Source organism: Luteibacter sp. PvP120 (assembly GCF_054055715.1).
The window spans coordinates 726,862-751,752 of sequence record NZ_JBSRXP010000001.1 but is presented as its reverse complement, the minus strand read 5'-3'; the positions used below and the strand labels follow the sequence as shown (position 1 = coordinate 751,752).

The following is a 24,891-nucleotide window of genomic DNA, read 5'->3' as shown; positions in this document are numbered from 1 at the left end:
CCATGACGCCACGCGTGGGTGCGGTCTCCCATCTGTTCGCCCTGGTCGTCGCGGCGGTGGCCTGGCCGGCGCTGATGCTGCAGTACTGGCTGTCGCTGTGGTCCGGACCATGGCCCGAGGTGACGCTGCGCTTCTTCAGCTTCTTCACCATCCTGTCCAACCTGCTGGTGGCCCTCGTGGCTACCGCGTGGGTCACCGGTGGCAGCTGGGCGCCCGTGCGATTCTGGCGCGGTCCGCGGGTGCGTGGACTGGCGGCGCTGTCGATCTCGGTCACCTGCCTGGTCTACGCGACCGTGTTGCAGTCGCTGTGGCATCCCATGGGGCCGGAACTCGTCGCCGACCGCGCCCTGCATTACGTGGTGCCGTTCCTGTTCCTGGTCTGGTGGATCGCCTTGTTGCCGCACGGCTCGCTGGACTGGGGCGATGCGCTGCGCTGGCTGGGTTTCCCCGTGGTGTTCCTTGCCTGGACGCTTGCGCGGGGCGCCGTGGTGCACGAATACCCGTACCCGTTCATGGACGTGCGGCACCTGGGCTATGCGGCCGTGCTGCTCAACAGCGCGCTGGTCGGTGCACTGTTTCTCGGGCTGGGCATGGGATTGGTCGCGATGGACCGTGCACTCGCACGCGGCCTTCGGGCACGCCCGTAACCTTCCCGGTCTACAATGAACGCATGATATTCCGCTGGTTCGAATCCCTGATCGACATCTTCCGCGAGGTCCCCGACCAGACCCCGCCGAAGGGCGTCGTACGTTTCTACGCGTTCTACCTCCGCCAGGTATGGAAGATCTTCGGTGCCGCGCTGGTCGTGGGCCTGGCCGTGGCGCTGATCGAAGTTGCGCTGTTCGACTTCCTCGGCCGACTGGTGGACATGGCCCAGAAGACGCCCGCCGCCACGTTCTTCGCCACCCATGCCCGCACCCTGTGGTGGATGGGCTTCGTAGTGGTGGTGTTGCGTCCCGTGTCCATCGGCCTGCACGACCTGCTGGTCAACCAGGCGCTGAACCCCGGCATGACCAGCATGATGCGCTGGCAGCACCATCGTTACGTGCTGAAGCAAAGCCTCTCGTTCTTCCAGAACGATTTCGCCGGGCGCATCGCCAACCGCATCATGCAGACGGCACCGTCGCTGCGGCAGTCTGCCGTGCAGGTGGTCGATGCGCTGTGGTACGTCACCGTCTACGCGGGCACCTCCATCTACCTGTTCGCGCGGGCGGACATCTGGCTGGCGATGCCGCTGGTGGGCTGGATCGCCTGCTACGTGGGCATGCTGGTGTTCTTCGTGCCCCGCGTGAAGGAGCGCTCGTGGAAGGCCTCCGAGGCGCGCTCCAAGCTAATGGGCCGTATCGTCGACGGCTACAGCAACGTGATGACGCTCAAGCTGTTCGCGCATACCAACCGCGAAGAAGCCTACGCGAAGGAAGCCATCGTCGAGCAGACCGACAAGGTGCGCTCGTCCAGCCGCATGGTCACCACCATGGACGCGTCGATCACCGCCCTCAACGGCCTGCTGATCGCCGGCACCAGCATCCTGGCCCTGTGGCTGTGGTCGCGCGGCACCGTGTCCACCGGTCAGGTGGCGCTCGCGGTGGGCCTGGTCATCCGCATCAACAACATGTCCGGATGGATCATGTGGGTGGTCAACGGCATCTTCGAGGATGTCGGCACCGTGCAGGACGGCATCACCACGCTGGCGCAGGAGCGCACGGTGGTGGATCGCCCCGACGCGGCGCCGCTGGCGGTCACCCGCGGCGAGGTGCACTTCAAGGACATCCATTTCCACTACGGCAAGGCTGGCGGCATCATCGGCGGCCTGGACCTCACCGTGCGTGCCGGCGAAAAGATCGGCCTGGTGGGCCCGTCCGGTGCGGGCAAGTCCACCATGGTCAACGTGCTGCTGCGCCTTTACGACCTGGAGCACGGCCAGATCCTCATCGATGGCCAGGACGTGGCACGGGTGACCCAGGAATCCCTGCGTTCGAAGATCGGCGTGGTTACCCAGGACACCTCGCTGCTGCACCGGTCCATCCGCGACAACCTGCTCTACGGGCGACCCGATGCCACCGAGGCCGAGATGGCCGAGGCGGTGCGCCAGGCACGCGCGGACGAGTTCATCCCGCTGCTGTCAGACGGCGAAGGCCGCACCGGCTACGATGCCCATGCGGGCGAGCGGGGCGTCAAGCTGTCCGGCGGGCAGCGACAGCGCATCGCCATCGCGCGGGTGCTGCTCAAGGACGCGCCCATCCTGGTGCTGGACGAAGCCACCTCGGCGCTTGATTCCGAAGCCGAGGCCGCCATCCAGGAAAGCCTCGAAACGCTGATGCGCGGCAAGACCGTCATCGCCATTGCGCATCGTCTTTCGACCATCGCGAAGATGGATCGCCTGGTGGTCATGGACCACGGCGCCATCGTGGAAACCGGCACCCATGCGGAGCTGATCGCCCAGGGTGGCCTGTACGCGCGTTTGTGGGCGCACCAGACCGGCGGTTTCGTCGGCGCGGAGTAAACGGCCGCCGATATGAAACGAATGCGAGGCTGACTTGCACGCAATGCGCTTGTGGCCCGTTCGGTTCCGGCGACAATGGCGTTACCCAAGGGAGAGGTACGTATGTCCGCCACCAGCGATGCACCGATCGACAACCGCCTTGCCGGCGTAGACCGCGACTGGCGGACACCCGTGGAACTGGTCGCGCTAGGCGCCATCTGGGGCGGATCGTTCCTGTTCATGCGGGTGGCGGCGAAGGATTTCGGGCCGTTTCCCATGGTGGCGACCCGGCTGCTGTTCGGCTCGCTGGTGCTGCTGCCGTTGCTGCTGCGGGCGCGCAAGACCCTTCGGCTGTCGCACCTGTGGAAAATGCTGGCGCTCGGTGCGCTCAGCGCCGCCGTGCCGTTCACGCTGTTCGCCTGGGGTGCCGAGCGTGCTCCCGCGGGCATCGGTGCCATCGCCAACAGCATGACGGTGCTGTTCGCCGCGCTGGTCGCGTTCGTCGGCTTCGGCGAGCGCATCGGCACGCGCAAGGCCATCGCACTGGTGGCCGGTTTCGCCGGCGTACTGATCCTGGCCAGCGGGCGGACGGCGGGCGACAACGTGGCGCCGGCCGCGCTCGCCGGTGCCGCAGCCGCGTTCTGCTACGGTCTGGCCGGCAACCTCATCAAACGTTACCTCGCCGATATCGCCCCGACCGCCGTCGCTGCCGGCTGCCTGCTCGGCGCCACCGTGCTGACCGCGCCCCTGGCCGCGCTGACCTGGCCGGACGCACCCATCCCGGCGACGTCGTGGCTGGCCGTCATCGCGCTGGGCGTGCTCTGCACCGGGCTGGCCTATGCGTTCTATTTCCGCCTGATCCAGCGCATCGGCGCACCGCGTGCCGCCACCGCGACCTACCTGGTGCCGTTGTTCGGCGTCGCCTGGGCATGGATGTTCCTTGGCGAGGCGCTGACCCCGACGATGGCGCTGGCCGGCGCGATCATCCTCGGCAGCGTGCTGCTCAGCCAGCAGCGCAAGGTGGCCTGAGGCCCTTTCCCCGGACGACGATGCGTGGAATAGTCCCGGCATCGTTTTTTGCCGCAGGGGCCTTGCATGTCGCGTCTTCGTGTTCGTCATATCCTCGCCGTCGGTGGCGCCAGCCTCGCCTGTGCGCTGGCCGCGCCGGCGCAGGATGTGGCTTCGGTGCCATCCGCGGCAACGACCGCGGCACCGGCCCGTCCGGCTGCCCTGGCCGACTTCGACGCCTACGTCGATGCCACGCGCAAGCAGTTCGACGTACCGGGTATCGCGGTGGCCATCGTCAAGGACGGCCGGCTCGTGCTGGAGATGGGCTCGGGCGTGCGCAAGCTGGGTGAGCCGAAGAAGGTGGACGCACACACGCAGTTCGCCATCGCATCCAACACCAAGGCGTTCACCGCCGCGTCGCTGGCCATCCTCGCCGACGAGAACAAGCTGGACATGAACGATCGCGTGGTCGACCGGCTGCCGTGGTTCCAGATGTCCGATCCGTTCGTCACCCGCGAGATGCGCATCCGCGACCTGCTCGCGCACCGCAGCGGTCTGAGCCTGGGCGCGGGCGACCTGCTGTACTGGCCGACCACCTCGTACACCACCCGTGAAGTGGTACAGCGCCTCCGCTACGTGCCGCTGACCAACAGCTTCCGCGCCGAGTACGCGTACGACAACATTCTCTTCGCCGTGGCCGGCCTGGTGGTGGAGGAAGTCACCGGCAAGCCGTGGGCCGACTTCGTACGCGACCGCATCTTCGTGCCGCTGGGCATGACCGAGTCGCAGACGCACGCACCGACCACGATCGGGCCGAACGACGATATCGCCACGGGCCATGCCAAGTTCGATTTCAAGGACCTGAAGCCGGTCGGACCCATGTCGTGGAGCAACAATCCGTCCGCCGGCGGCATCTACTCGAGCGTGCACGACCTGTCGAAGTGGCTGACCATGCAGCTGGCCGGCGGTACCTACACCGACGCCGCCGGCAAGTCACAACGCCTGTTCAGCGAGAAGCGCCAAGCCGAGATGTGGTCGCTGATCACGCCCATCCGCATCCCTGAACCCAGCGTGCCCGAACTGAAGGCGGCCAGGCCGAATTTCTCGGGCTACGGCGAAGGCTGGTTCGTATCCGACTACCGCGGCCACAAGCTGGTCTGGCACACCGGCGGTTGGCCGGGCATGGTGTCGCGCGTGACCATGGTGCCCGATCTCAAGCTGGGCATCGTGGTGCTGACCAACCAGGAAAGCGGCGCCGCCTTCCAGGCGGTCACCATGCGCGCCCTCGATGCCTTCACCGATGCACCGAAGACGGATTGGATCGCCGCCTACGCGGCCGGCGTGAAGAAATCCGAGGGCAACGCCGACGACAGCATGAAGACGCACGAGGCGGCGCGCATGAAAGGCACCAAGCCGTCGCTACCGCTGGACGGTTACGTGGGCACGTACCGTGACCCGTGGTACGGCGACGTCAAGGTGACCCGGCAGGGCGGCAAGCTGGTCATGACGTTCACCAAGACGGCGCAGCTCACCGGCACGCTGGAGCCGTGGCAGCACGATACGTTCATCGCCCACTGGGACGATCGCTCGCTCAACGGCGATGCGTTCGTCAACTTCACGCTGGACCCGGATGGCAAGGTCCGCGAGATCCGCATGGAACCGGTGTCGCCGCTGACGGACTTCAGCTTCGACTTCCAGGACCTGCGGCTCACGCCCGTGAAGTAACGCTTCAGCCTGCCGGATCGTCCGTCGATGCCTTCGGCGCACCGGCGGCGGTCGGGCCTGGCGGCCCCGTCATCTCAGGCATGGCACCGCCGGAGCGCAGCACCAGGTCCTGCGGACGCAGCAGCGGGATATCCGCGCCGCGCAGGCGCGCGATGATGTCGAACAGCAGGTCGCTCTTGACGTTGCCCACGTCGCGCGGGCTGCCCACGTAGCAGGTGGCGACGAACATCATCGCCGTGCGATCGATGCCGTCCAGGGTGACCGACGGGGCAGGGCTCTCCTGCACGGCGTTGTGTGCGCCCATGGCTTCCAGCATGTGGCTGCGCACGTCCACCGGATCGCTGTCCAGCGGCATCGGCATCTTGATCTGCACGCGTCCCTGCGGGTTGGCCATCGTCATGTTCCGCACCGGCTTGGTGATGAACGACGAGTTGGGCACGATGATGGTCGACCGGTCGCCTACCTGGATCTCGGTGGCACGGACGTTGATGCGCCGGATGTCGCCCTCCGCGTCGTCGAGCACCACCCAGTCGCCCACCTTGACCGGTCGCTCCGCCAGCAGGATCAGGCCGCAGATGAAATTCTGCACGATGGCCTGGAGGCCGAAGCCGATGCCGACGGACAGTGCCGAGGCCACCCAGGCCACGTTCTGTACCGACAGGCCCATCGCCAGCAGGGCGATCGCCACGACGACGACGACGCCGACATACCCCAGCAGGGTGGTCAGCGAACTGCGCATGCCCGGATCGAGGTTGGTCCGCGGCAGGTACTGGTCGGCGAGCCAGTTCTTCGCCGTGCGTACCGCCAGCAGGCCGACGAAGAACAGGCCGATCGCCGTGAGGATCTGGTCAGGCTTCAGCTCGACGTTGTAGATCTTCAGCGACTGCAGCTTGCCGCCCAGTTCGAGCAGATCGGGCACGCTGCCGCCGGCACCGGCCGCCGCGGCGGACAGGCCGAGCAGGAACAGGCCCAGGCGCACGACACCGGACAGCAGCACGCCCGCCTGGTCCAGCAACCGGGGATGCGTACCGAACACGGCCTGGGCGCGGGCGCTCATCGGGCCCTTTTCCGAGAGCAGCGTTTCGAAGAGGTCGTCGACCAGACGCATCGCGAGATAGGTGGCCGCGATCACGATGGTAATCCAGACCACGCGCCCGGCCATGAAGGCCGCGAACGACACGTAGCCCAGCAGCAGGCCGACCCATGCGGCGACGATGGCGATCCACGCGGCGGCGATCAGCACGCTGGTCCAGACCGGGCGCGAGGGAGGCGCCTCGTCCTCGCCTTCGGCGCGGTGGGTGCGTCCGAGCCGGATCAGCACGAGCGCCGCCAGCACGGTCAGCACCACCGCCTGCACGCTGCTGGTCATGACCGTCGCGGCAAGACTGGTGCCGATCGTGCGGTTGAGGTCCTCGAGGAAGCGGAACAGCACGATGGCGAGGGAGAACGCCATGGGGAAACGCCGCAGTTGCATGGCCGTCTCGTCGGCCAGTGCGGGCAACCGCCAGGAGGGTCGCTTGGCGGAGATCAGGGCGCGACCGAGACCGGCGACGAAGGCGCTGAAGAACACCAGGCTGACGACATGCCGGGCCATTTCGTCGGTGTCGTGGCTGAGCGTGTCGTTCCAGTTGATGCCCAGGTAAAGCAACTGCGTGCCCAGGCCGGTGGTGAGGGTGGAGGTCAGCGCGATGCCGAGGATCAGGGCCGAACGCCGCAGGCGGCCGGGCGGCATGCGGTTGGCGGTGAGGTGGCGCACCCGGTGTTCGATGTAGAAGCGCACGGCCGTCATCAGCAGCAGGCCGAACAGCACGCACGTGACCAGCGCAGTGCGGTTGCCCTGCGTCCAGCTGCCAACCAGGTCGGTCTTCACCTGGTTACCGAAATCCCGCAGGTTGGACGAGTCGCGCGGGAAGGCCTGCGCCGGATCGGACCAGAACGCGCGGGACAGCGGCGAGTTGGTCCGCTGCGAGATGGTCTGCTGGAAGCGGATGCGGCGCAGGTCGGCCAACTGGCCGGAGGTCTGCTGCGCTTCCAGTGCGATGCCGTCGGCCTGCTTGACCTGCGCATCCACCGCGTTGAACGCCTTGGTCGCGTCCTTGCGCGAGGCCGCCAGTTCGGGCGCTTCCTTCGCTCCGGCGGCCGGTGCGGGGCCGAGCTGGTCGAGACGCGCCTTGGCGGCGTCGCGGCTGGAGCGCAGCGTGCCGGAGACGGCCTGGGCGCTGGACACGATGTCCGTGGCCTTGCCACGAAGGTCGTCGATCTTGCCGTCCGTGATCTGGTCGTCCTTCATGGCCTTCTCGACCTGGTCGAGTTGGCCGCGAAGGTCGTCCAGCTGCTGGGCTGGCGTGGCAACCGCGGCAGGTGCCGGCGAGGCCGTGGAATCGTCGTCGCTCTGGGCGAAGACGGGGCCGCTCGTGGCGACGAGCAGGGCGATGAAGAGAATTCTCAATGTACGCATGCGGGCGATCATAAGGCAGGTCGGGCCATGCCGGACGCCGGTCGCTGCGTTACGCTGGCCGAAAGGGCACGCGCGGGCCGACGATGCGGCAATGCAGCTTTGCCACACCGTGACCCGCCGTTATCCTGCCGCCCCTAGTCCCGTACGGAAACCCGACCCATGCGCACGAAGCTCGTCGCCGGTAACTGGAAGATGCATGGCTCGCCGGGCATGGCGGACGACCTGATCGGCGCGGTGGTAAAGGCGCTGCCCGGCACTGTCGACATCGTAGCGTTTCCGCCGGCCGTCTTCCTGCACGACCTGGCGCGCCGCTACGCTGCCAGCGGCCTGGGTTTCGGGGCGCAGGATGTATCGGAACACACGCAACCTGGCGCCTACACGGGTGAAGTGGCGGGCAGCATGCTGCGCGACGTGGGCGCCGCCTGGGTACTGGCGGGCCACTCGGAGCGTCGCCAGTACCATGGCGAATCCGATGCGCTGGTGGCGAGGAAAGTGCATGCCGCGCGGCATGCCTGCCTCACGCCCATCCTCTGCGTCGGCGAGACGCAGGACGAACACGAAGCGGGGCAGGCCGAGGCCGTCATCGGCCGCCAGCTGGGCACGGTGCTGGACCATATGGGCGTGGACGCTTTCCGTGACATCGTGATTGCCTACGAGCCGGTCTGGGCCATCGGCACGGGGCTGACCGCCACCCCGGACAAGGTGCAAAAAATTCATGCGTTCATCCGTAGCCAACTGGCAAAAAAGGATGTTAATATCTCGCTCCTGACCCGGGTGCTTTACGGCGGAAGCGTCAAGCCGGCCAATGCGGCCGAACTTTTCGCCCAGCCGGACGTAGACGGGGGACTCATCGGCGGTGCGTCTCTCGTAGCGTCCGATTTCCTGGATATATGCGCCGCGGCGCGATAATCGCGACACGGCAAACAAGAAGACATGTTCATCCTCTTCAGCGTTTTCTATATCCTGATCGCCGCGGCGATGATCGTGCTGATCCTCATGCAGCGCGGTGCCGGCGCGGACGCAGGTTCCGGTTTCGGTGGCGGCGCGTCGGCCACCGTGTTCGGTGCGCGCGGCTCGTCCAGCTTCATGACGCGGGCCACCGCCATCCTTGCGGCACTGTTCTTCGTGCTCAGCCTGGGTATGGGTATTTATCTCGGTCGCTCGGGTGCTCCGCAGCCGGCCGCGGATCTCGGCGTGATGTCCGGTGCCACGGTCCCGGCCGCTCCCGCCAGCAATGCTCCGGTGAAGCCGGTTGCGTCGGACGTGCCGCAGGCACCCGCCGCTGCCAATGGCGACACCCCGGCTGCCAAGCAGGATGCCTCGCAGGCTCCCGCCGAACCGGCCAAGAAGTAATCAGCGATACCTGCAACACGCTGTAAAAGTTATGCCCAGGTGGCGGAATTGGTAGACGCACTACCTTGAGGTGGTAGCGGCTTAGGCTGTGGGGGTTCGAGTCCCCCCTTGGGCACCAACGCAAGATTCGGAGTACCTCAACCGGATCGCAAACGAACCCGCGAAAGCGGGTTTTTTTGTGCCCGAATACCCGGTGCCGCTACCTGAATGCATAGACACTCGATGATCGCTAAAGCTCAATAATTTGGTAAATTTGCCGATACTCGCCTATAGCCGCATGCTGCGGTGACGTCATCAGGCAAACCCTTTTCCATGCTCGCAAGCAGCTATAGCGGCATCCTCGTCGTGTTCTCGCTCGTTGTCGCCGTGCTGGCGTCCTACACGGCGCTGATCATGGCCAGCCGTGTGACGGGTGCGCGAGGCCGTGCCTCGTTGCTGTGGCTGATCGGCGGCGCCGTGGCCATGGGCTTCGGCATCTGGTCGATGCATTTCATCGGTATGCTGGCGTTCCGGTTGCCTATCGCCGTGGGCTACGACCTGGGCCTCACCGCGCTGTCGCTGGTGATCGCCGTCGGCTCATCCGCCTTCGCCCTGTGGCTGGTCTGCCTGCCGCAGTTGCCTCGCCGGCGCCTCTGTGGCGGTGCATTGCTGCTGGGGGCAGGCATCGCCACGATGCACTACACCGGCATGGCCGCGATGAAGATGCAGCCGGGGGTGATCTACGATCCCTGGTTGTTCGCGGCATCGGTGGCGATCGCGGTGCTGGCGTCGGGTGCCGCCTTGTGGATCGCGTTTCGCCTGCGTCACGATAGCGAGCGGGTGGTGCTGGCACGGCTGGGCGCGTCGCTGGTCATGGGCTGTGCCATCGTCGGCATGCATTACACCGGGATGGCGGCTTCCGCGTTCCCCGCGGATAGCTGGTGCGGTGCCGCCTATACCGGTATCGATGCGAAATGGCTTGCGTTCGTCGTCATTGTCGTCAGTCTCGCCGTGTTCGCCATCACGCTCATCGTGTCCATGCTGGACGTTCGTGCGGACGCGCTGGCCCTGTCGCTGGACCGGGCAAACAGCGAACTGGTGCAGCTCGCGCTGCACGACAACCTGACGCGCTTGCCCAATCGCGTGTTGCTCGGCGATCGCATGGAGCACGCCATCGACATGGCGGAACGCGACCGGCGCCAGCTTGCCGTTCTCTTCGTCGATCTGGACGGGTTCAAGGCCGTGAACGACGTCTACGGACATCACGTCGGCGACCTGCTGCTCAAGGAAGTAGCGGCTCGTATCCTGAAGCTGGGGCGCGGACAGGACACGGTGGCACGGCTGGGTGGCGATGAGTTCGTGCTGGTGCTCGACATCCGCGGCCCGGAAGACGCCGCGGAACTGTCGCAGCGCTTGGTCGACCAACTGGCGGCGGTGTACGTGATCGACGACCACGCCATCCATGTCGCCGCCAGCATCGGCATCGCCATCTACCCCGAGGACGGGCGAACCACGCACGAGCTGATGATCAACGCCGACGCGGCGATGTATCACGCGAAGGAGCAGGGGCGTAATGGCTACTGCTTCTTCGAAAAAGCGATGAATGCCAACGTGCACCAGCAGCTGCAGCTGCAGCATGACCTGCGGCGGGCCGTCGACAACGGCGAATTCCTGTTGCACTACCAGCCCAAGGTGGTGTCCCCCGCGGGGCCCATGATCGGCGTCGAGGCCCTGCTGCGCTGGCAACCGCCCGGGCGGGGGATCATCGCGCCCGACGAATTCCTGCCGGTTGCCGAACGCACGGGGCTGATCGTGCCCATCGGCAACTGGGTGATCGACGAGGCCTGCCGGCAGATGCGCGTATGGCAGGCGCAGGGGCACACGGACTGGACCGTGGCGGTCAACCTGTCCACGGTGCAGCTGACCCATGCCGGCCTGCTCGACGTGCTGCGCGACACGCTGCATCGCCACCAGCTCGAGCCGCGGCACCTCGTGCTGGAAGTGACCGAATCCACCGCCATGCGTGACGCGGCCACCAGCCTGGCCATCCTCAACCAGGTGGCGGCGCTGGGCATCGGCATTTCCATCGACGACTTCGGCACCGGTTATTCCAGCCTGCTCTACCTCAAGCAGCTGCCGGCCAACGAACTGAAGATCGACCGGGGCTTCATCGCCGAGCTGACGCAAGGCAACGACGACGAGGCGATCGTCTCGGCCATCGTCGCCCTGGGCAAGACCCTCGGTCTGAAGATCGTCGCCGAAGGCGTGGAAACCGCCGAGCAGCAGGCCTTGCTCACGCGGTTGGGCTGCAACGTACTGCAGGGATACCTGCTGGGCAGGCCGGTGCCCCCCGCGCAGGTCGCGTTGTCGATGCCGGTGCATTACGATGCGCGCTGACGCACCCACCGGAACCGCCATGAACCAGACCGCCGATCCGATCGACCGACTCTTCGAGTTCACCGTCTCGTTCGCCAAGGGCAGGCTGGAAGAAGACGGCGACTTCTATCCGTTCGGCATGGTCATCTCGACGGACGGCAAGTTTTCGGCCGTGCACGGTGAATTTTCCGCCGTGCAAGGGGAGGTTGCGCCTGACGTGGAGCAGTCGCCCATCCTGGATGTGTACTGGTCGACGGCGGAGGCGCTCACACGTGCCTGTGCCGACGGTGGCGTGGCCGCGGCTGCCCTCCTTGCGCCCGTGACCATTCCGGCCGAGCTGAACTCCCCTGTCCGGAGCGGCATACGCGTGCATATCGAAGCGCCGGGGATCGCGCGCCTGATCTACGTCCCGTATGCGCCCTATGCCGACGCGGGTCGCACGCTCGAGTTGCATGAGCCGCTGGCGGTGGAAACACCGGACGCCTTCTTCAAGGCCTGACAGCGATCGTTCTCACATCGTGAGGACGATCTTGCCCACGCTCTTGCCCGATTCCATGTGGGCGTGGGCCGCCGCGGCCTCCGCGAGGGGAAAGCGGCTATCGACCACCGGGTGCAGCGTGCCGTCGTTGAAACGGTGCAGCCAGCGCTCGCGGAACCGCCGTGTCATGGCCTGCTTGACCGCCGCGGGGCGGGATTTCATCACCGTGCCGATGATTTGCAGGTGCCGGTACAGCAACTGGTCCAGGGGCAGGCTGGCCTTCGCACTGCCGCCCAGCAGACCCACCTCGACCAGGCGTCCGCCATGGTTGAGCGAGGCCAGGTTGCGGTCGAAGTAGGAGGCACCGATGAAGTCGACGATCACGTCCACACCGCGCTTTTCCGTTTCGCGTGCGATCGCCTCGGCGAAGTCGCTGCCACGGTAGTCGATGGCGACATCCGCACCGAACCCGCGGACGCGGTCCAGCTTGCCCTCGCTGGCGGTCGCGAACACGCGTGCCCCGGCGGCGTGGGCCAACTGGATGGCGGCCGAGCCGACGCCACTCGCGCCGGCGTGCACCAGGATGGCATCCATCGATTCCAGGCGTCCCAGGTGGAAGGCCGCTTCGTGGGCGGTGACGAAGGCCTCGGGGATCGCGGCGGCGTCGGCATAGTCCATGCCCTCCGGAATGGCCATGGCCATGCGGTGGTCGATGCGCGCCAGGGGCGCGTAGGCGCCGCCGCCGACGATACCCATGACCCGATCGCCCACGGCATGGCCGTGCACGTTGCGCCCCACGGCGATCACTTCGCCCGCGATTTCCAGGCCCATGACCGGGGAGTCGCCGAAGTTGTCCCGCTTGTAGCCCCCGGTGCGCTGGATGATATCCGCCCGGTTCACGCCCGCGGCGTGCACGCGCACCAGCAGGTCGTCGTCACGCGGGGTGGGATCGTCCACCTCGCCCAGGTGCAGTACGTCGGCCGCGCCGAAGTCGTCGAAGATGATGGCTTTCATGCCGACGAGCATCGCGCCGCCCGCGCGAGGCGAGGGTGAAGAGGCGCGTGCGCGGGTGTGCCGCATTGACGCGCTGCAGGCCAGGCGACAAGCTGCACGGCAAAGCCGATGGAGATGGGATACCCATGACGAACGTGACACTGCGGGCTTCGCTCCTTGCCGGCCTGATGGCGCTGGCGGGTTGCGCCGCACATGGGACCTTGCCCGAATCGCCTCAGGGCGCCGACGTGGCGCAGCGTGAGCGCGAGGCCCACCTGGCGTATGCCCATGGCGACATGCAGCGTGCCGCCGACCTCTACGAAGCGCTCGTGCGTGATGCTCCGGACGACGCCGATGCCTGGTTCCACCTGGGTAATGCACGTTTCCGGCTGCAGCGACAGGACGACGCCGTGATGGCTTACGACCGCGCGATCCAGATCAGGCCAGGCGATGCGCGGGCCCTCTACAACCTGGGCGTGGTCCGCCTGAAGCAGGCACAGGCGGCGATGATCGACAGCGCACAAGCGGGCAAGCCCGGCGATCCGTTGCGCGGTGACGGCGTACGTATCGCCCAGCGGCTGGCCAAGGTCGGCGACGACCTCGGCTCCCACGGCAAGGCCGATGGCGGCGCGCCACCGTTCATCGTCGAAGCAGCGGACGACGCGTCCGCGCCATGAGGTTCGGCTCGTTCGGCGGGGGCGGCGCGCCCTTGCCATTCGGTGTATGGCTGGCAGTGGGCAACCGGTGTAGCGTGCCTGCAAGGGGAGACAGCACCGCAAGTCCGGGGGTTCCATGAGCAGCATCCATGTCGCGCGGCGCGTGATCGTCTTCGAAGACCATGCGGACCTGGCTGCCGCGCTGAAGGACCTGCTCACGGAGCGGCTGGGCTTCGACATCGCCGCGTCCGCGTCCTGCCTGACGGATGCGCTCCGCCTTGCCCGGATGGAACAGTTCGACGTGGCGGTGGTCGATCTCGACCTGCAGGGTGTCATGGCCTATCCGGTACTGGACGAGCTGCAGCGGCGGGGCATTCCCTACGTGCTGGCCACCGGTACGCTCAGCACGGATATTCCCGAAACGTACCGCGCGCCCGTCGTCTGCAAACCGTATAGTCTTCACCAGCTGGAAAATGCACTGGACCAGGCGACATCGACCAGGGGGTGACATGTCGCGTATCGATTTCGACGAGCCGTGGACGTATGGTGGACAGCCGTGGCGCAGCCTGAAGGACACCGATTTCGGAGTCATCGTCGTGGATGCCGCCGGCGCCATCGTGCATGTCAACGATCGCGCCGCCCAGTTGCACGGATGGGTGCGGCTGGCGGTGATCCCCGAAGACTACAGCCGGATGTATGGCCTGTTCACGGAGGAAGGGCGTCCCTATCCCTCCGATGACCTGCCACTGACCCGTTCCGTCCAACACGGCGAGACCATTCGGCATGCCCGATGGGTCGTGCGACGCCCCGACGGCAGCCGCCAGGTCATGCAGGGTACGTCGTATCCGGTCTGCGATCGGGACGGTGACCAGGTGGGGGCGGTGCTGGTCCACGACGCCATCGGCGAGCCGCGCCCCGGATGAGAAGCCGTGTCGCGCGTGGCGGGACATATCGCCTGCTTGCCCGTGTCCTCGTCGGCGCGGCGGTGGGGCTGGTGCTGTTCGTTTCGGGTGCCTGGGGCACGCTTGCGCTGAGCTACCAGCTGCCCGGGCCGTCCTACGTGCGGATGGTCGGCGCGGGCGCATGGTCGGTGGCGTGGCTGGGCCTGTGCGCCGCCCTGGTCGTCTGGCGCCCCTGGTGGGCGCCGGTGGCGATGCTGGTCGCGTTGTCGGCACTGGTCCTGTGGTGGACCACCGTGCGGCCGTCGAACGATCGCGTCTGGGCGGACGACGTGAGCCGGCTGGTGTCGGGAACGATCGACGGCTCGCGCGTCACCCTGCACAACGTTCGCCATTTCGACTGGCGCACGGATGACGACTACGACGCACGATGGGAAACCCGCCAGTACGATCTCGATCACCTCACCGGGGTGGACGCGATCCTCTCCTACTGGTCGGGCGAGGCCATCGCGCACGCCATGCTGTCGTTCGGTTTCGACGACGGACGCCACCTGGTCTTCTCGGTCGAGATCCGGCGGGAGCGAGGCGAGGCCTTTTCCGAGGTGGGTGGGTTCTTCAAGCAGTTCGAATTGATCCTGCTTGCCGCCGACGAGCGCGATATCGTTCGCGTCAGGACCAACGTGCGCGGCGAGGACGACTACCTGTTCCCGTTGCGCATGCCACGCGAGGCCATGCGCTCGCTGTTCGTGTCCTACGTGGAAGCCGCCAACCGGATGACGCACGAGCCGCGTTTCTACAACACGGTGACCTCCAACTGCACCACCATCGTCTATCGCATGGCACGGCGCATCGACAGCGGCCTGCCGCTGGACCCGCGCCTGCTGCTCACGGGTTACCTGCCGGAATACTTCATGGACGTCGGCGCGCTCGACCCACGCCTGGGCGTGGAGACCTGGCGGCGCCTCGGGCGCATCACCGACCGTGCCCGGACCACCACCGCGGAAGACGATTTTTCGTCGGCCATACGCGTCGGCGTCCCGTCGGTTCAGTCGTCATCGTCGGGTGCCGACACCTTATAGCCCTTGGCGCTTAGTGCGCTCAGGTAGCCGTCGGTGCCCAGCAGGTCGTCCAGCGGCACGATGGCGAGGGTCTGGTCGTTGGCGGCCACCGCGGTATCCACGGCGGCAAGCCAGCGCTCCCGCACGGCCTTGGGTATGTCGGTCAGGCCGATCTGCTGGGCTATGCCGCTGTCGGTCGCCGCGTTCATGCAGGTGATGCGTTGCCGGGCGGTGCGTTCGTCCTGCAGCGCGGCGATATCGCCCGTCGCCCACGCATTGGCACGTCGGGCCATGTCGGCCAGCTGTGCGTCGATGTTGTCGATGCTCTGTGCGAAGCACGCCACGTCGTCCAGGTTCGAACGCTTGAACGACTTCACCACGGCGCGCGGATCGTCGACCAGCAGGGTGTATTCGACGGGCACCTGCTTTACGCCGTGGCGCGTCGCCAGGTCCATGACGGTGCGCGTGACGCCGCCCGAGCGGGCCAGGCCACTGCTGCGTATGGCCGCCTTGTACAGCTCCAGCACGGCGAAAAGGGGCCGGTAGCGCTCCACCTTGCGATCGTCGCCGATGTACTTCGCCTTCACCGTGAGCCAACGGGCGTAGACGTCGGGTGGCACGGTCTCCTGCAGCGTCTTGCCATCGGGCGAATTGCGCACCCCGATCAGCGAGGGCAGTAGCGCAAGGCGACCGAAGAACCCGGCATTGGGCTTGATCTCCACCTTGGGCGGAAGGATGAGCGCCCCGGTATGGGCCAGTGCCTCGTCGATCTCCCGCGTCTGCCAGGTCATGTTCTTGGGCAGCGGGGTGAGCGTGCCGAGGATCAGCAGCGTGTGGCCCCCTCGGCTTGCCCGCCACAAGCCCGGGCCCGGCTGCTCGCCACTGACCGTCACCGCCTCCAGCAGGGGCACGGACGTGGCCGGCGGTGGCACGGCGGGCGGTGGCGTCTGCGCGGCAACGGGGAGGGCTGCCGACAGGACGAGGCCGAGGGCGGCAAGAGCTCTGAGCATGCGGTTCGGGGTCATGGCGTTAGGCTAAAGGAGGAACGCTGAAGGGAGGAGTGCCGCTTGGCCCGGGTGACCGCTTAACCGGGTGCTCGCCCGGCATTCACATGGGATCGTGAACATGGATCACTTTCCCGGACCGGAGTTCCGCACATGAAGATCGGCATTATCGGCGCAGGCCACATCGGCAAGGCGCTTGCCAGGCGTTTTCGCGAAGCGGGTCACGATGTCCTGATCGCCAACTCGCGCGGCCCGGAGACCTTGTCCGCCGTTGCCGCGGAGACCGGCGCGGTGCCGGTGACGGTGGAAGCGGCAGCACGCGGGGGCGAGGTGGTGGTCGTCACCATTCCGGAGTCCCGCATTCCCGACCTGCCGGGCGACCTGTTCGCCGACGTGCCATTGGAAACGGTGGTGATCGACACGGGCAACTACTATCCGCAGCAGCGCGATGGCCATATCGCCGGCATCGAGGAAGGCCTGACCGAGAGCCAGTGGGTGGCCGAACAACTCAAGCGACCCGTGATCAAGGCCTTCAACAATATCCACGCCGAGCACCTGGGCAGCCTGGGCGTGCCATCGACAGCCGAGCGCCGGATCGCCCTGCCGGTGGCAGGCGACGACCCCAATGCCAAGGCCAAGGTGCTGAAGCTGGTCGACGACATCGGCTTCGATGGCGTGGATGCCGGCACGCTGGCGGACTCCTGGAAGCAACAGCCCGGCACGCCCGTCTACGGGTCCAATCGTGACATCGAGGGTGTGCGCCAGGGGCTGCTCGATGCCGGCCATGATCGCCTCCCCGAATGGCGTGCTACCTCGCGCAGCCCGGGCGATGTTGGCTCGCCGCGCTGATGTGACGTGACTTTCATGTGAAGCTTTTTTCGGGCATTTCTTCCATTGTGGCGACACGTACGAACGGATAGTCTTGCGCATCCCTTCCGTGGCAGGACTGTCTCGCTCGTCGCGAGCGCATCGACGGAACTTCGAGGTTACGCATTTTTCCATGGCCCTGGTCATTTACGACATCCCGTTCAGCCCGGACCTTGCTGGCTTGTGGCATGTGCAGATGAACGGCGTGCCCACGGAAAATTTCGACACGCGTGTCGCCGCCATCGCCTATGCCGTTCAGCAGTCCAAGCTGCTCGGTGCGCAGAACGGTTTGCAGGTACTCGTCTCGGTCGAAGGTGCCGACGGCATCTGGCGCGAGTTCGAATCCAGTGCCAAACGCCCGGTCAGCGGACTGCTGTAGCCACCAGTGCACGTCGTCTTGATGCCCGATGCTTAGGATGATGCGCTGGAACGAGGATCATCCCACCTATGACGCATCGCAAGATCGGTTACTTCGACGTGGAAGGCTCATGTTACGTGGCAAAGCCGGGGCGCTGGCGCGGCAAATACGTCATTAGCGAAGACGGCGACGAGGTTGCCGAAAAGCTCTGTACCACCCTGCACGAGAACGAGGAAGACGCCTGCGCGGAAGGCCTTAACCTGGGCGTTGCAGCCGCTCGCAAGCTCATGAAGGAGCGCGAGGGCTTCGATCCGGGCGATGACTGATCCCGCGCAGCCGCCGACGGAACCGTCCGATACGTTTCGCGCCGACCTGGAACGTCTCGCGACGGCCATCATGCCGTTCGGTAAATTCAAGGGAAAGCCGGTCGCGGAACTGCCCGGTCCCTATCTGGCTTGGTTCGCGCGTGAGGGCTTCCCTCCTGGCGAACTGGGGCGTTTGCTGTCCATCATGCTGGAACTCGACCACAACGGCTTGCGTAGCCTGCTCGATCCGCTCAGGCAGCCCGCGCGGCGACGGGATACGCGTGGACCGACCTAAGCGGGTCAACGCCGCAGCGCGATGTCGTCCATGATGTCCACACCGTCCGCATGGACGGCAATGATGCCGTCGCCGCGCAGCTTCGCCAGCATGCGCGTCACCGTGGCTGAACTCATTCGCAGGTAGGAGCCGATGTCGTCGCGCGACATCGGCAACGGGATCGTGCGGGCGTGTTCGTCGAAACGGCGGCGTCGGTCCAGCAGGTCGATGAGGAAGTCGCGGACCCTCGATGCGGCAACGCCCTCCGCGGCATGTCGGGTGACGGTGTGTTCCCGCCGACGCAGCATGCGGAGGTGGCGTGTCAGCGCGTCGTTTTCCACGCATAGCGCATCGACGGCCTCGCGGGGAAACCGGCAAAACCATGTCTTGCCCACGGCCATGACGGAACGCCCGTGCGTTCCGTTCCGTGCGACCTCCAGGGCGAACAGTTCGCCGGGCAGGTGAAACGCCAGCACGCGGCCGTCGCCGACGGTCTTGGCCATGCCGTTGAGAACGGCGAAGGCCGCTCGGTGAGGGGCATCCGGTTGCACGAGGCGATCGCCATCCGAGAAGGGGCCCACCCGTTCGACGACATCGCGCATGTCGAGGAGGGCAGGGTCGCCACCTCGTGTGGCTTCGCACGCTTCGGCATGGCGACAGGCGGCATTGCAGCACGCCGACGTGCGACGCGCGGGAGCGGGGCGCTTGTCGGCGGCGAGACGGTGCGGCACGGTAGACCTCCATGCACGCCGGAAGGGCGTGCATCTTCATTTTACGCCGCCGGGTGCACAGTCATGGAGCCGATCAGGTGCTTGCGCCGATTTGCCGCAAGGGAGGTCATGTCATGGCACGGGGCCATGGCATCGCGGAGGCTTGACGCCGTTTGGCATTTGCCTTAGTAAAGAGCGCTTGGGGGAACCACAAGGGGGCCTTACAGGCCATGGCACGTCGATCCACGCTTTTGCCCGAATCAGAGACCGTCAGCTTGCCCGAGGGCTTCGTGCCCGGCACCGTGGCGCCGTTCGTCATGCGTTACGGCACCGAATTCCTGGTGGCCATGCAGCGCGCCGCCGCCGTCCACGACGCGGCCCAGTCAGTGGAAGAACAGACGGCCTAGCGCTCCGCGGCGTGACTTGCCGGCGCGCGCGCACCGTCGTCCGGGGTGTCGCCGGCCGGACCACCCTTGTGGATGGCTCCCACGACCACGATGGCCACCATCGCGACAATCAGCGCGATGAGTGCGTAATAGCGTGTGCGGTTCATGCGTACGATTTCCCGATCACGGCGTCGTGCCGATCAAGTGTCCAGCGTTACCGCCGGCACGTCGATGGCGTGCATGCCTTTCGTTATTGCGAAACGGCTCATGTCGTGCGCGTCACGCAGGATGCACGCTTGTCCATGGACGCTGACTTCCGGTTAACAACGAGGAGGGACGTCCGATGGACGAGGGAAAGATTGCGGTGGCTGACAAACAGAAAGGCGGCATCGGGTACATCCTGTTGTGGGTGCTGGGCGTGCCCATTCCCGTTCTGCTGCTGATCTTCCTGGTCAGGGGTTGTACCTGAGGGTAGTTGGGCGTACCCGTAAAGCGAGGGACCCCTTGGGGTCCCTCGTGCAAAGCACTCAGTGCTTGCCGGCGTCGCGCACCTTGTCGGCGGCCTTGCCTACTTCCTTCTGCGCCTTGCCGGCGTTCTTCTCGATGTTGCCGGCGGCTTCCTTCGCGTGATTGCCGGTGACCTTGCCGACCACTTCCTTCACGGCGCCCTTGACTTCGTGCTTGGTGCCTTCGGTGCGATTCTTGTCCATGGTGGTGTTCCTCTGCAGGCTCTGCGTCATTCGCAGCGTCCCCTGTTTACGCCTCGACGCCATGAGCGCCGCGTGAAGCAAGCGTGGGCACCGGTTGATGGTATTCAGGGTGCCGGATAGCCGGACGCCTTGAGCAGCTTGGCCAGATGTGCAGCGTTGGTCGTCAGCGTTGCAACGGTCTGCAAAACTTTCGCCGGTGTCTTCTTCAAGTCGATGTAGTTGGTATCCGACATGGCTTCACCCACCCAGTAAGCGGAACTTCCCGCCGGGATCGTGAAGCCGACATCGGCCAGCGCCTGGTAGAGCTCGGCGGTGACATGATGGGCGCCGTCCTCGTTGCCCACCACACCGACAATTCCGACCTTGCCGAACGTCGGGTAGCGTCCATCGTCTCCGATATCTCCCAGGATGGCGTCCATGCGCTCCACGACACGCTTGCTGACGCTCGAGGGCTGGCCCATCCATATGGGTGTGACCATGACCAGGATGTCCGCTGCCATGATGCGCTCGCGCAGCGCTGGCCAGGCGTCACCGTCGCCTTCGTCGTGGCTGACGCCGGGCTTGATGTCTAGGTCGACCACGCGCGCACTGTCGACATCCACGCCATGCCGTTCCAGGCCTTCCAGTAACTGGTCGAGCAATTTCTGGCTGGATGACGGCTTGGGCGATCGCGTAAGCGTGCAGTTCAGTCCGAGGGCCTTGAGTGCCATACAACGCTCCGTTCGTTCGAGGGGGAGCGCCAACCTCGGACAAGGGGTGTGCAGCACATGTCGTTCGGATGTGCATGTCGTCGGTAACGGCCTGCACCGATGACATCGAAGTGACAGCGATATCACGCGGGGTCGCGCAACGTGCATGCACCATGACGCTGACGGTTGCCGACGCTATGCAAAGTCCTTACGTGCCCGAAACCCCCGGTCGCTCACCGGTCCTTCCCGAAGAGTCGCCGACCGATCCGCGGCCCGAGACACCGGGCGGTAGCCCGGGCACGGAACCGCAGGAACGGCCTGCTCACCCGGATCAACCGGAAGACGACAGCGGCCCGTCGCCTGTGGCACCCGAGGCGTTGGCTATCCGGATTCCTTGAACCCTGAGGCGTTCTACCGCGTGCCCGGGCAGGCCGAAGGCTTCCAGGCAAGCGAAAGCCGCCGGTTGGCCGGAGGCTAAGGGGAAGGTTGAGGGGGCGGACGTCGGTTTATCCGCCACGACCGGGCCACCAGGCCTCGCGTCGTCTTTACTGCATCGAGGCCCGTCATATGACGGGCCTCGATGCGTTTTTCAGGAACCATGACCCGAGCGCAAGCGCTTCGGGCTATGACGCGATCCTAGACCGCGTCACCGCTGAGTCGGCTGGCAACCTCGCCCAGCCAGTCGTAACCGTCCATTTCACCGCCGAACAGATCGAGGCCGGTGCTGCTGTCGCCTGCACGGAAGCCGGTCGAGTATTCGAAGGTGGTGATGCCGTATTCGTTGCGAAGTTCGTTCATGGTCGTGTCTCCCAGTCGTCTGTGACCGGATGCGAAATGCTCTGGCACCAACGTCGCCGGTCTTTGACGTGGTGGGGACCTTACGCCGGTGCAGGGCCTTGAAGAAGGCGCGCTGGGCGGTCAGTCCGTTTCGTTTGGTGAACAATCGGTTCGTTAGGCTTTCGTCATCACCCGATAGGGCTTAATTCCTGAACTAACGAGTTTACTACACGCCTTTTGTATGGGCGGCTCGGGACATTACAAGGGGTCCCGGGCATTGAAAGGTTGGACAGGCTTGTGAGGAAAAGGTTCAAGAAAATCGTCGGACGGTGTGTCGGAGCGCTTTCCAGAGACCCTTACCGCGGGCTTTCGTTCACCGTTTCAGCTGTATCCGTTAACCCTAGTTTAACTCAAACGATCGTTCGGCGCCACGGGGGTGTCTGGAGCCGCTCCACCAGGAAGTCGGCAAGCTGGCGAACCTTGGGGGAAAGGTGGCGGCTCTGCGGGTACACCAGCCACACCGCACCGTGCTCGTAACGCCATGGATCGAGCAGGGAGACCAGGCTTCCTTCGACCAATGCCTGCTCCACGTAGAAGTCGGGCAGCTGAGCGATGCCGAGCCCGCGGTGCACCGCGTCGAGCAAGGCCTGGCCTGAACTGGCCCGATAGCGGCCCTGGACAGGTCGCTGCCGCGGTTGGCCGTGCTCGGCGAAGATCCAGTGACTGGCCGATCCCAGCAGAAGCGTATGCCCGGCGAGGTCGTCGGGTGTCGCCGGCGCTGCATTCGTCGACAGATAGGCGGGCGAGGCGACGACGAACAGCCGCCGTTCGCCCAGGCGTCGGGCCACCAGGTTGGAATCCGGCAGGAGGCCAGTGCGTACCGTCAGGTCGTAGCCCTCCTCGATGAGGTCGACGGTACGGTTGGAGAAATCCATGTCCACGCCCAGTTGGGGGTGGAGGGCAAGAAAGGCATTGACCAGTGGCGCCACGTAGCGCTCACCATAGGTGGTTGCCAGGCTGATGCGCAGGTTGCCTCGCAATCCGTCCTGGAAGTCCACGATGGCCTGGTCGGCGGCATCGAAGCCCTCCAGCAGGTGTCGCGCGTGTTCGTAGTAAAGACGCCCGGCGTCGGTGAGGCGGAGCTTGCGGGTGGTCCGGTGCAGCAACTGCGTGCCGAGTCGTTGCTCGAGCGCGCTCACGGCACGGCTGACGAAGGCCGTGGACAGTCCCAGGCTGCGGGCGGCGGCGGAGAAGCTGCCTAGCCGTACCACTTCGACGAAGGCGTCCATCCCGTCCCAAGCACGCATCGATCTTTGCTCCCCTGTAAAAATGCTTCACCTGCAGGGCGGCTAATCGACAGGCCCGGGGATGGCTAAAATCCTCGCTACCGCCGGCTGCCATGCCGGTTCCGCCTTTAGTGTAAGAGGAATTGCCCGCCATGAAGTCTCGCGCCGCTGTTGCCTGGGAAGCAGGAAAGCCGTTGTCCATCGAAGAAGTGGATGTCCAGGGTCCGAAGGCGGGCGAGGTGTTGGTCCGCATCGTGGCGACCGGCGTGTGCCATACCGATGCCTACACGCTCTCGGGCGACGACCCCGAAGGGGCCTTCCCGGTCATCCTGGGTCACGAGGGCGGTGGCATCGTCGAGGAGGTCGGTGAGGGTGTCACGTCGCTCAAGCCGGGCGATCATGTCATTCCGCTGTACACCCCGGAGTGCGGCGAGTGTCGGTTCTGCCTGTCGGGCAAGACCAATCTGTGCCAGAAGATCCGCCTGACCCAGGGCAAGGGCGTCATGCCGGACGGCACGTCGCGCTTCTCGTTGGCGGGCAAGCCGCTGTTGCATTACATGGGCACGAGCACCTTCAGCGAATACACGGTGCTGCCGGAAATCTCCCTGGCGAAGATCAACAAGAACGCACCGCTGGAGAAGGTCTGCCTGCTCGGTTGCGGAATCACCACCGGTATCGGTGCCGTGCTGAACACGGCCAAGGTCGAGCCCGGCTCGACGGTGGCGGTGTTCGGCATGGGTGGCATCGGCCTGTCGGTGGTGCAGGGCGCGGTCATGGCCAAGGCCAGTCGCATCGTCGTGATCGACACCAATCCGTCGAAGTTCGAGATGGCGAAGATGCTGGGCGCGACGGATTGCATCAATCCCCGCGACTACCCGGACACGCCGATCCAGCAGGTGATCGTCGACCTGACCGATGGCGGTGTGGATTATTCGTTCGAGTGCATCGGCAGCGTGGACGTGATGCGCGCTGCCCTGGAGTGCTGCCACAAGGGCTGGGGCGAGTCGATCATCATCGGCGTGGCCGGTGCCGGCCAGGAGATCCGCACCCGTCCGTTCCAGCTGGTGACCGGGCGCGTATGGCGCGGCTCGGCGTTCGGCGGCGTGAAGGGGCGCAGCCAGTTGCCGGGCTACGTGGATCGATACATGGGAGGCGAAATCAAGATCGACCCGATGATCACTTATACGATGGGGCTGGAGGAGATCAATCGGGCGTTCGATCTGATGCACGAGGGCAAGGCTATCCGCTCGGTCATCCTCTACTGAATACTCGTGTTCTAATGGCGCACCGTTACCTAAGCGAAACCACCGTCATGCCGTTTCATGAATTCCGCCTCGAAGGCGACTACGTCGAACTCAACCTGCTGCTCAAGCTGACCGGCATCGTCGCCAGTGGCGGTGAGGGCAAGCATCGGGTGGCCGATGGCCTGGTCGCTGTGGACGGCGTGACGGAAATGCGCAAGACCTACAAGGTGCGCGCGGGCCAGGTGGTCACCATCGGTAGCGACGAGATCAGCGTCCTGCCCGAAGTGGACTGACGCGCCCTTCGTCGGCATGAAAAACCCCGGCGCCTCGCGGCGCCGGGGTTTTTTTTGGCTGCTGTCCGCGGATGCGGAATTACATGCCGGAGCTGGACGACTTGGCCGGTTCGGTGCCGGTGGTCGAGGTGCTCTTCTTGTGCTTCTTGTGGGTGGATTTCATCGAGCCATTGGAGTTGGTGGCGGCGGAGCCGGACGTGCCGGTGCTCTTCATGGCATCGCTGGTGGTCTGCGTCTGCGAGCCCGCGCTGGAAGACGGCGTGGGGGACGCCGACTGCGAAGCATCCTGGGCCATGGCGGCGCCGCCGAAAGCCATACAACCAGCCAGCATGGCGACGATCAGTTTCGTGTTGCGCATGACGAAATCTCCTGGAACTTGTGGCGCCTTGGTCGAACTTCGCGATGCACGGCGCATGAGCATCGCTTACCGGATATCCGGGTGTGTCGATGGGATAGACGCTATCGCGTTTCCGCTGAACAGTGTTCTTGCGAAGCAGCAAATTTCGGTTAACCGTTCAGAGTA

Annotated in this window: 29 protein-coding genes, 1 tRNA gene and 1 pseudogene; 21 read left to right on the top strand and 10 right to left on the bottom strand. The window is 65.6% G+C overall.

The annotated features are described in order from the left end of the window. Positions 1–2: 2 nt before the first annotated feature. The 4 genes from ACVKN3_RS02980 (at position 3) to ACVKN3_RS02965 (ending at position 5,215) form a co-directional block, all read left to right on the top strand. Positions 3–647: a Pr6Pr family membrane protein gene (locus tag ACVKN3_RS02980; protein ID WP_354512574.1), complete on the top strand. Its 645-nt coding sequence runs from the start codon at positions 3–5 to the stop codon at positions 645–647. A 23-nt stretch (positions 648–670) separates the two neighbouring features. Then, the gene (locus ACVKN3_RS02975) at positions 671–2,503 is read left to right on the top strand and encodes an ABC transporter ATP-binding protein (protein ID WP_354512576.1); all 1,833 of its coding nucleotides are present in this window, start codon (positions 671–673) and stop codon (positions 2,501–2,503) included. A gap of 102 nt (positions 2,504–2,605) precedes the next feature. Next, complete coding sequence (locus tag ACVKN3_RS02970; protein WP_285401417.1) at positions 2,606–3,511, top strand: DMT family transporter; 906 nt, start codon at positions 2,606–2,608, stop codon at positions 3,509–3,511. A 66-nt stretch (positions 3,512–3,577) separates the two neighbouring features. Beyond that, positions 3,578–5,215 (top strand): serine hydrolase, encoded by a 1,638-nt coding sequence (locus ACVKN3_RS02965; RefSeq protein ID WP_354512579.1) that lies wholly within the window; start codon positions 3,578–3,580, stop codon positions 5,213–5,215. Between the two features lie 4 nt (positions 5,216–5,219). On the opposite strand, the gene ACVKN3_RS02960 is transcribed toward ACVKN3_RS02965, so the two are convergent. Next, positions 5,220–7,673 (bottom strand): DUF3772 domain-containing protein, encoded by a 2,454-nt coding sequence (locus ACVKN3_RS02960; RefSeq protein ID WP_354512581.1) that lies wholly within the window; start codon positions 7,671–7,673, stop codon positions 5,220–5,222. 159 nt (positions 7,674–7,832) lie between these two features. Between ACVKN3_RS02960 and tpiA the strand changes: the two genes are divergently transcribed. From tpiA to ACVKN3_RS02935, 5 genes are all read left to right on the top strand, one after another. Continuing rightward, entirely contained in the window at positions 7,833–8,582 is a 750-nt protein-coding gene (gene tpiA, locus ACVKN3_RS02955) for a triose-phosphate isomerase (protein ID WP_354512583.1), read from the top strand. 24 nt (positions 8,583–8,606) lie between these two features. Next, positions 8,607–9,026, top strand: coding sequence for a preprotein translocase subunit SecG (secG, locus tag ACVKN3_RS02950; protein WP_285401426.1), 420 nt, complete (start codon positions 8,607–8,609; stop codon positions 9,024–9,026). A 33-nt stretch (positions 9,027–9,059) separates the two neighbouring features. Further along, positions 9,060–9,144, top strand: a tRNA-Leu gene (locus tag ACVKN3_RS02945). A gap of 194 nt (positions 9,145–9,338) precedes the next feature. Next, the gene (locus tag ACVKN3_RS02940) at positions 9,339–11,402 is read left to right on the top strand and encodes a putative bifunctional diguanylate cyclase/phosphodiesterase (protein ID WP_285401428.1); all 2,064 of its coding nucleotides are present in this window, start codon (positions 9,339–9,341) and stop codon (positions 11,400–11,402) included. A gap of 19 nt (positions 11,403–11,421) precedes the next feature. Further along, positions 11,422–11,880: a hypothetical protein gene (locus ACVKN3_RS02935; protein WP_354512585.1), complete on the top strand. Its 459-nt coding sequence runs from the start codon at positions 11,422–11,424 to the stop codon at positions 11,878–11,880. A 12-nt stretch (positions 11,881–11,892) separates the two neighbouring features. Here ACVKN3_RS02935 and ACVKN3_RS02930 read toward each other — a convergent pair whose 3' ends face one another. Beyond that, complete coding sequence (locus tag ACVKN3_RS02930; protein ID WP_285401432.1) at positions 11,893–12,873, bottom strand: NAD(P)H-quinone oxidoreductase; 981 nt, start codon at positions 12,871–12,873, stop codon at positions 11,893–11,895. 125 nt (positions 12,874–12,998) lie between these two features. On the opposite strand from ACVKN3_RS02930, the gene ACVKN3_RS02925 reads away from it, so the two are divergent. The 4 genes from ACVKN3_RS02925 (at position 12,999) to ACVKN3_RS02910 (ending at position 15,486) form a co-directional block, all read left to right on the top strand. Next, entirely contained in the window at positions 12,999–13,529 is a 531-nt protein-coding gene (locus tag ACVKN3_RS02925; RefSeq protein WP_354512587.1) for a tetratricopeptide repeat protein, read from the top strand. 115 nt (positions 13,530–13,644) lie between these two features. Further along, entirely contained in the window at positions 13,645–14,016 is a 372-nt protein-coding gene (locus tag ACVKN3_RS02920) for a response regulator (RefSeq protein WP_285401436.1), read from the top strand. A 1-nt stretch (position 14,017) separates the two neighbouring features. Next, positions 14,018–14,431 (top strand): PAS domain S-box protein, encoded by a 414-nt coding sequence (locus ACVKN3_RS02915; RefSeq protein WP_354512589.1) that lies wholly within the window; start codon positions 14,018–14,020, stop codon positions 14,429–14,431. Beyond that, a complete protein-coding gene (locus tag ACVKN3_RS02910; protein ID WP_285401440.1) occupies positions 14,428–15,486 on the top strand; it encodes a DUF4105 domain-containing protein in 1,059 nt (352 codons plus the stop codon). Before ACVKN3_RS02915 ends, ACVKN3_RS02910 begins: the two co-directional genes overlap by 4 nt. Here ACVKN3_RS02910 and ACVKN3_RS02905 read toward each other — a convergent pair. Continuing rightward, positions 15,453–16,475, bottom strand: a complete 1,023-nt coding sequence (locus tag ACVKN3_RS02905; RefSeq protein WP_285401441.1) for a TraB/GumN family protein — start codon at positions 16,473–16,475, stop codon at positions 15,453–15,455. The two genes, ACVKN3_RS02910 and ACVKN3_RS02905, sit on opposite strands and share 34 nt — an antisense overlap. A gap of 114 nt (positions 16,476–16,589) precedes the next feature. Between ACVKN3_RS02905 and ACVKN3_RS02900 the strand changes: the two are divergent. The 4 genes and pseudogenes from ACVKN3_RS02900 to ACVKN3_RS02885 form a co-directional block, all read left to right on the top strand. Continuing rightward, positions 16,590–17,318 (top strand): annotated as a pseudogene (locus ACVKN3_RS02900) (NADPH-dependent F420 reductase); the annotation flags it as partial. A gap of 151 nt (positions 17,319–17,469) precedes the next feature. After that, a complete protein-coding gene (locus ACVKN3_RS02895; protein WP_285401443.1) occupies positions 17,470–17,715 on the top strand; it encodes a DUF2188 domain-containing protein in 246 nt (81 codons plus the stop codon). Positions 17,716–17,783: 68 nt separating this feature from the next. Then, positions 17,784–18,020 (top strand): hypothetical protein, encoded by a 237-nt coding sequence (locus ACVKN3_RS02890; protein ID WP_285401444.1) that lies wholly within the window; start codon positions 17,784–17,786, stop codon positions 18,018–18,020. Beyond that, positions 18,013–18,294 carry a DUF3820 family protein gene (locus tag ACVKN3_RS02885; RefSeq protein WP_354512592.1) on the top strand — a complete coding sequence of 94 codons (282 nt, stop codon included), beginning with the start codon at positions 18,013–18,015 and terminating at the stop codon, positions 18,292–18,294. The genes ACVKN3_RS02890 and ACVKN3_RS02885 overlap by 8 nt, the downstream gene beginning before the upstream one ends. A gap of 5 nt (positions 18,295–18,299) precedes the next feature. On the opposite strand, the gene ACVKN3_RS02880 is transcribed toward ACVKN3_RS02885, so the two are convergent. After that, positions 18,300–19,004 carry a Crp/Fnr family transcriptional regulator gene (locus ACVKN3_RS02880; RefSeq protein ID WP_285401448.1) on the bottom strand — a complete coding sequence of 235 codons (705 nt, stop codon included), beginning with the start codon at positions 19,002–19,004 and terminating at the stop codon, positions 18,300–18,302. A 209-nt stretch (positions 19,005–19,213) separates the two neighbouring features. On the opposite strand from ACVKN3_RS02880, the gene ACVKN3_RS02875 reads away from it, so the two are divergent. Continuing rightward, a complete protein-coding gene (locus tag ACVKN3_RS02875) occupies positions 19,214–19,390 on the top strand; it encodes a hypothetical protein (protein ID WP_185754329.1) in 177 nt (58 codons plus the stop codon). Here the strand turns inward: ACVKN3_RS02875 and ACVKN3_RS02870 are convergent. Then, positions 19,387–19,536 (bottom strand): hypothetical protein, encoded by a 150-nt coding sequence (locus ACVKN3_RS02870; protein WP_185754330.1) that lies wholly within the window; start codon positions 19,534–19,536, stop codon positions 19,387–19,389. The genes ACVKN3_RS02875 and ACVKN3_RS02870 overlap by 4 nt on opposite strands. 176 nt (positions 19,537–19,712) lie before the next feature. On the opposite strand from ACVKN3_RS02870, the gene ACVKN3_RS02865 reads away from it, so the two are divergent. After that, positions 19,713–19,838 (top strand): hypothetical protein, encoded by a 126-nt coding sequence (locus tag ACVKN3_RS02865; protein WP_255349640.1) that lies wholly within the window; start codon positions 19,713–19,715, stop codon positions 19,836–19,838. A 58-nt stretch (positions 19,839–19,896) separates the two neighbouring features. Here the strand turns inward: ACVKN3_RS02865 and ACVKN3_RS02860 are convergent, their stop codons facing one another. From ACVKN3_RS02860 to ACVKN3_RS02845, 4 genes are all read right to left on the bottom strand, one after another. Further along, a complete protein-coding gene (locus tag ACVKN3_RS02860; protein ID WP_036140824.1) occupies positions 19,897–20,079 on the bottom strand; it encodes a CsbD family protein in 183 nt (60 codons plus the stop codon). Positions 20,080–20,183: 104 nt separating this feature from the next. Further along, a complete protein-coding gene (locus ACVKN3_RS02855) occupies positions 20,184–20,789 on the bottom strand; it encodes a flavodoxin family protein (RefSeq protein WP_354512595.1) in 606 nt (201 codons plus the stop codon). A gap of 615 nt (positions 20,790–21,404) precedes the next feature. Continuing rightward, positions 21,405–21,566, bottom strand: coding sequence for a hypothetical protein (locus ACVKN3_RS02850; protein WP_185754331.1), 162 nt, complete (start codon positions 21,564–21,566; stop codon positions 21,405–21,407). A 389-nt stretch (positions 21,567–21,955) separates the two neighbouring features. Further along, the gene (locus ACVKN3_RS02845; protein ID WP_285401450.1) at positions 21,956–22,852 is read right to left on the bottom strand and encodes a LysR family transcriptional regulator; all 897 of its coding nucleotides are present in this window, start codon (positions 22,850–22,852) and stop codon (positions 21,956–21,958) included. 131 nt (positions 22,853–22,983) lie between these two features. Here ACVKN3_RS02845 and ACVKN3_RS02840 point away from each other — a divergent pair, with 131 nt between their 5' ends. Together ACVKN3_RS02840 and ACVKN3_RS02835 are read left to right on the top strand one after the other, a co-directional pair. Beyond that, the gene (locus tag ACVKN3_RS02840; RefSeq protein WP_036140827.1) at positions 22,984–24,096 is read left to right on the top strand and encodes an S-(hydroxymethyl)glutathione dehydrogenase/class III alcohol dehydrogenase; all 1,113 of its coding nucleotides are present in this window, start codon (positions 22,984–22,986) and stop codon (positions 24,094–24,096) included. Positions 24,097–24,143: 47 nt separating this feature from the next. Beyond that, positions 24,144–24,368 (top strand): RNA-binding S4 domain-containing protein, encoded by a 225-nt coding sequence (locus ACVKN3_RS02835; protein WP_036144222.1) that lies wholly within the window; start codon positions 24,144–24,146, stop codon positions 24,366–24,368. A 79-nt stretch (positions 24,369–24,447) separates the two neighbouring features. On the opposite strand, the gene ACVKN3_RS02830 is transcribed toward ACVKN3_RS02835, so the two are convergent. Continuing rightward, positions 24,448–24,726, bottom strand: coding sequence for a hypothetical protein (locus tag ACVKN3_RS02830; RefSeq protein ID WP_285401451.1), 279 nt, complete (start codon positions 24,724–24,726; stop codon positions 24,448–24,450). Positions 24,727–24,891 lie beyond the last annotated feature (165 nt).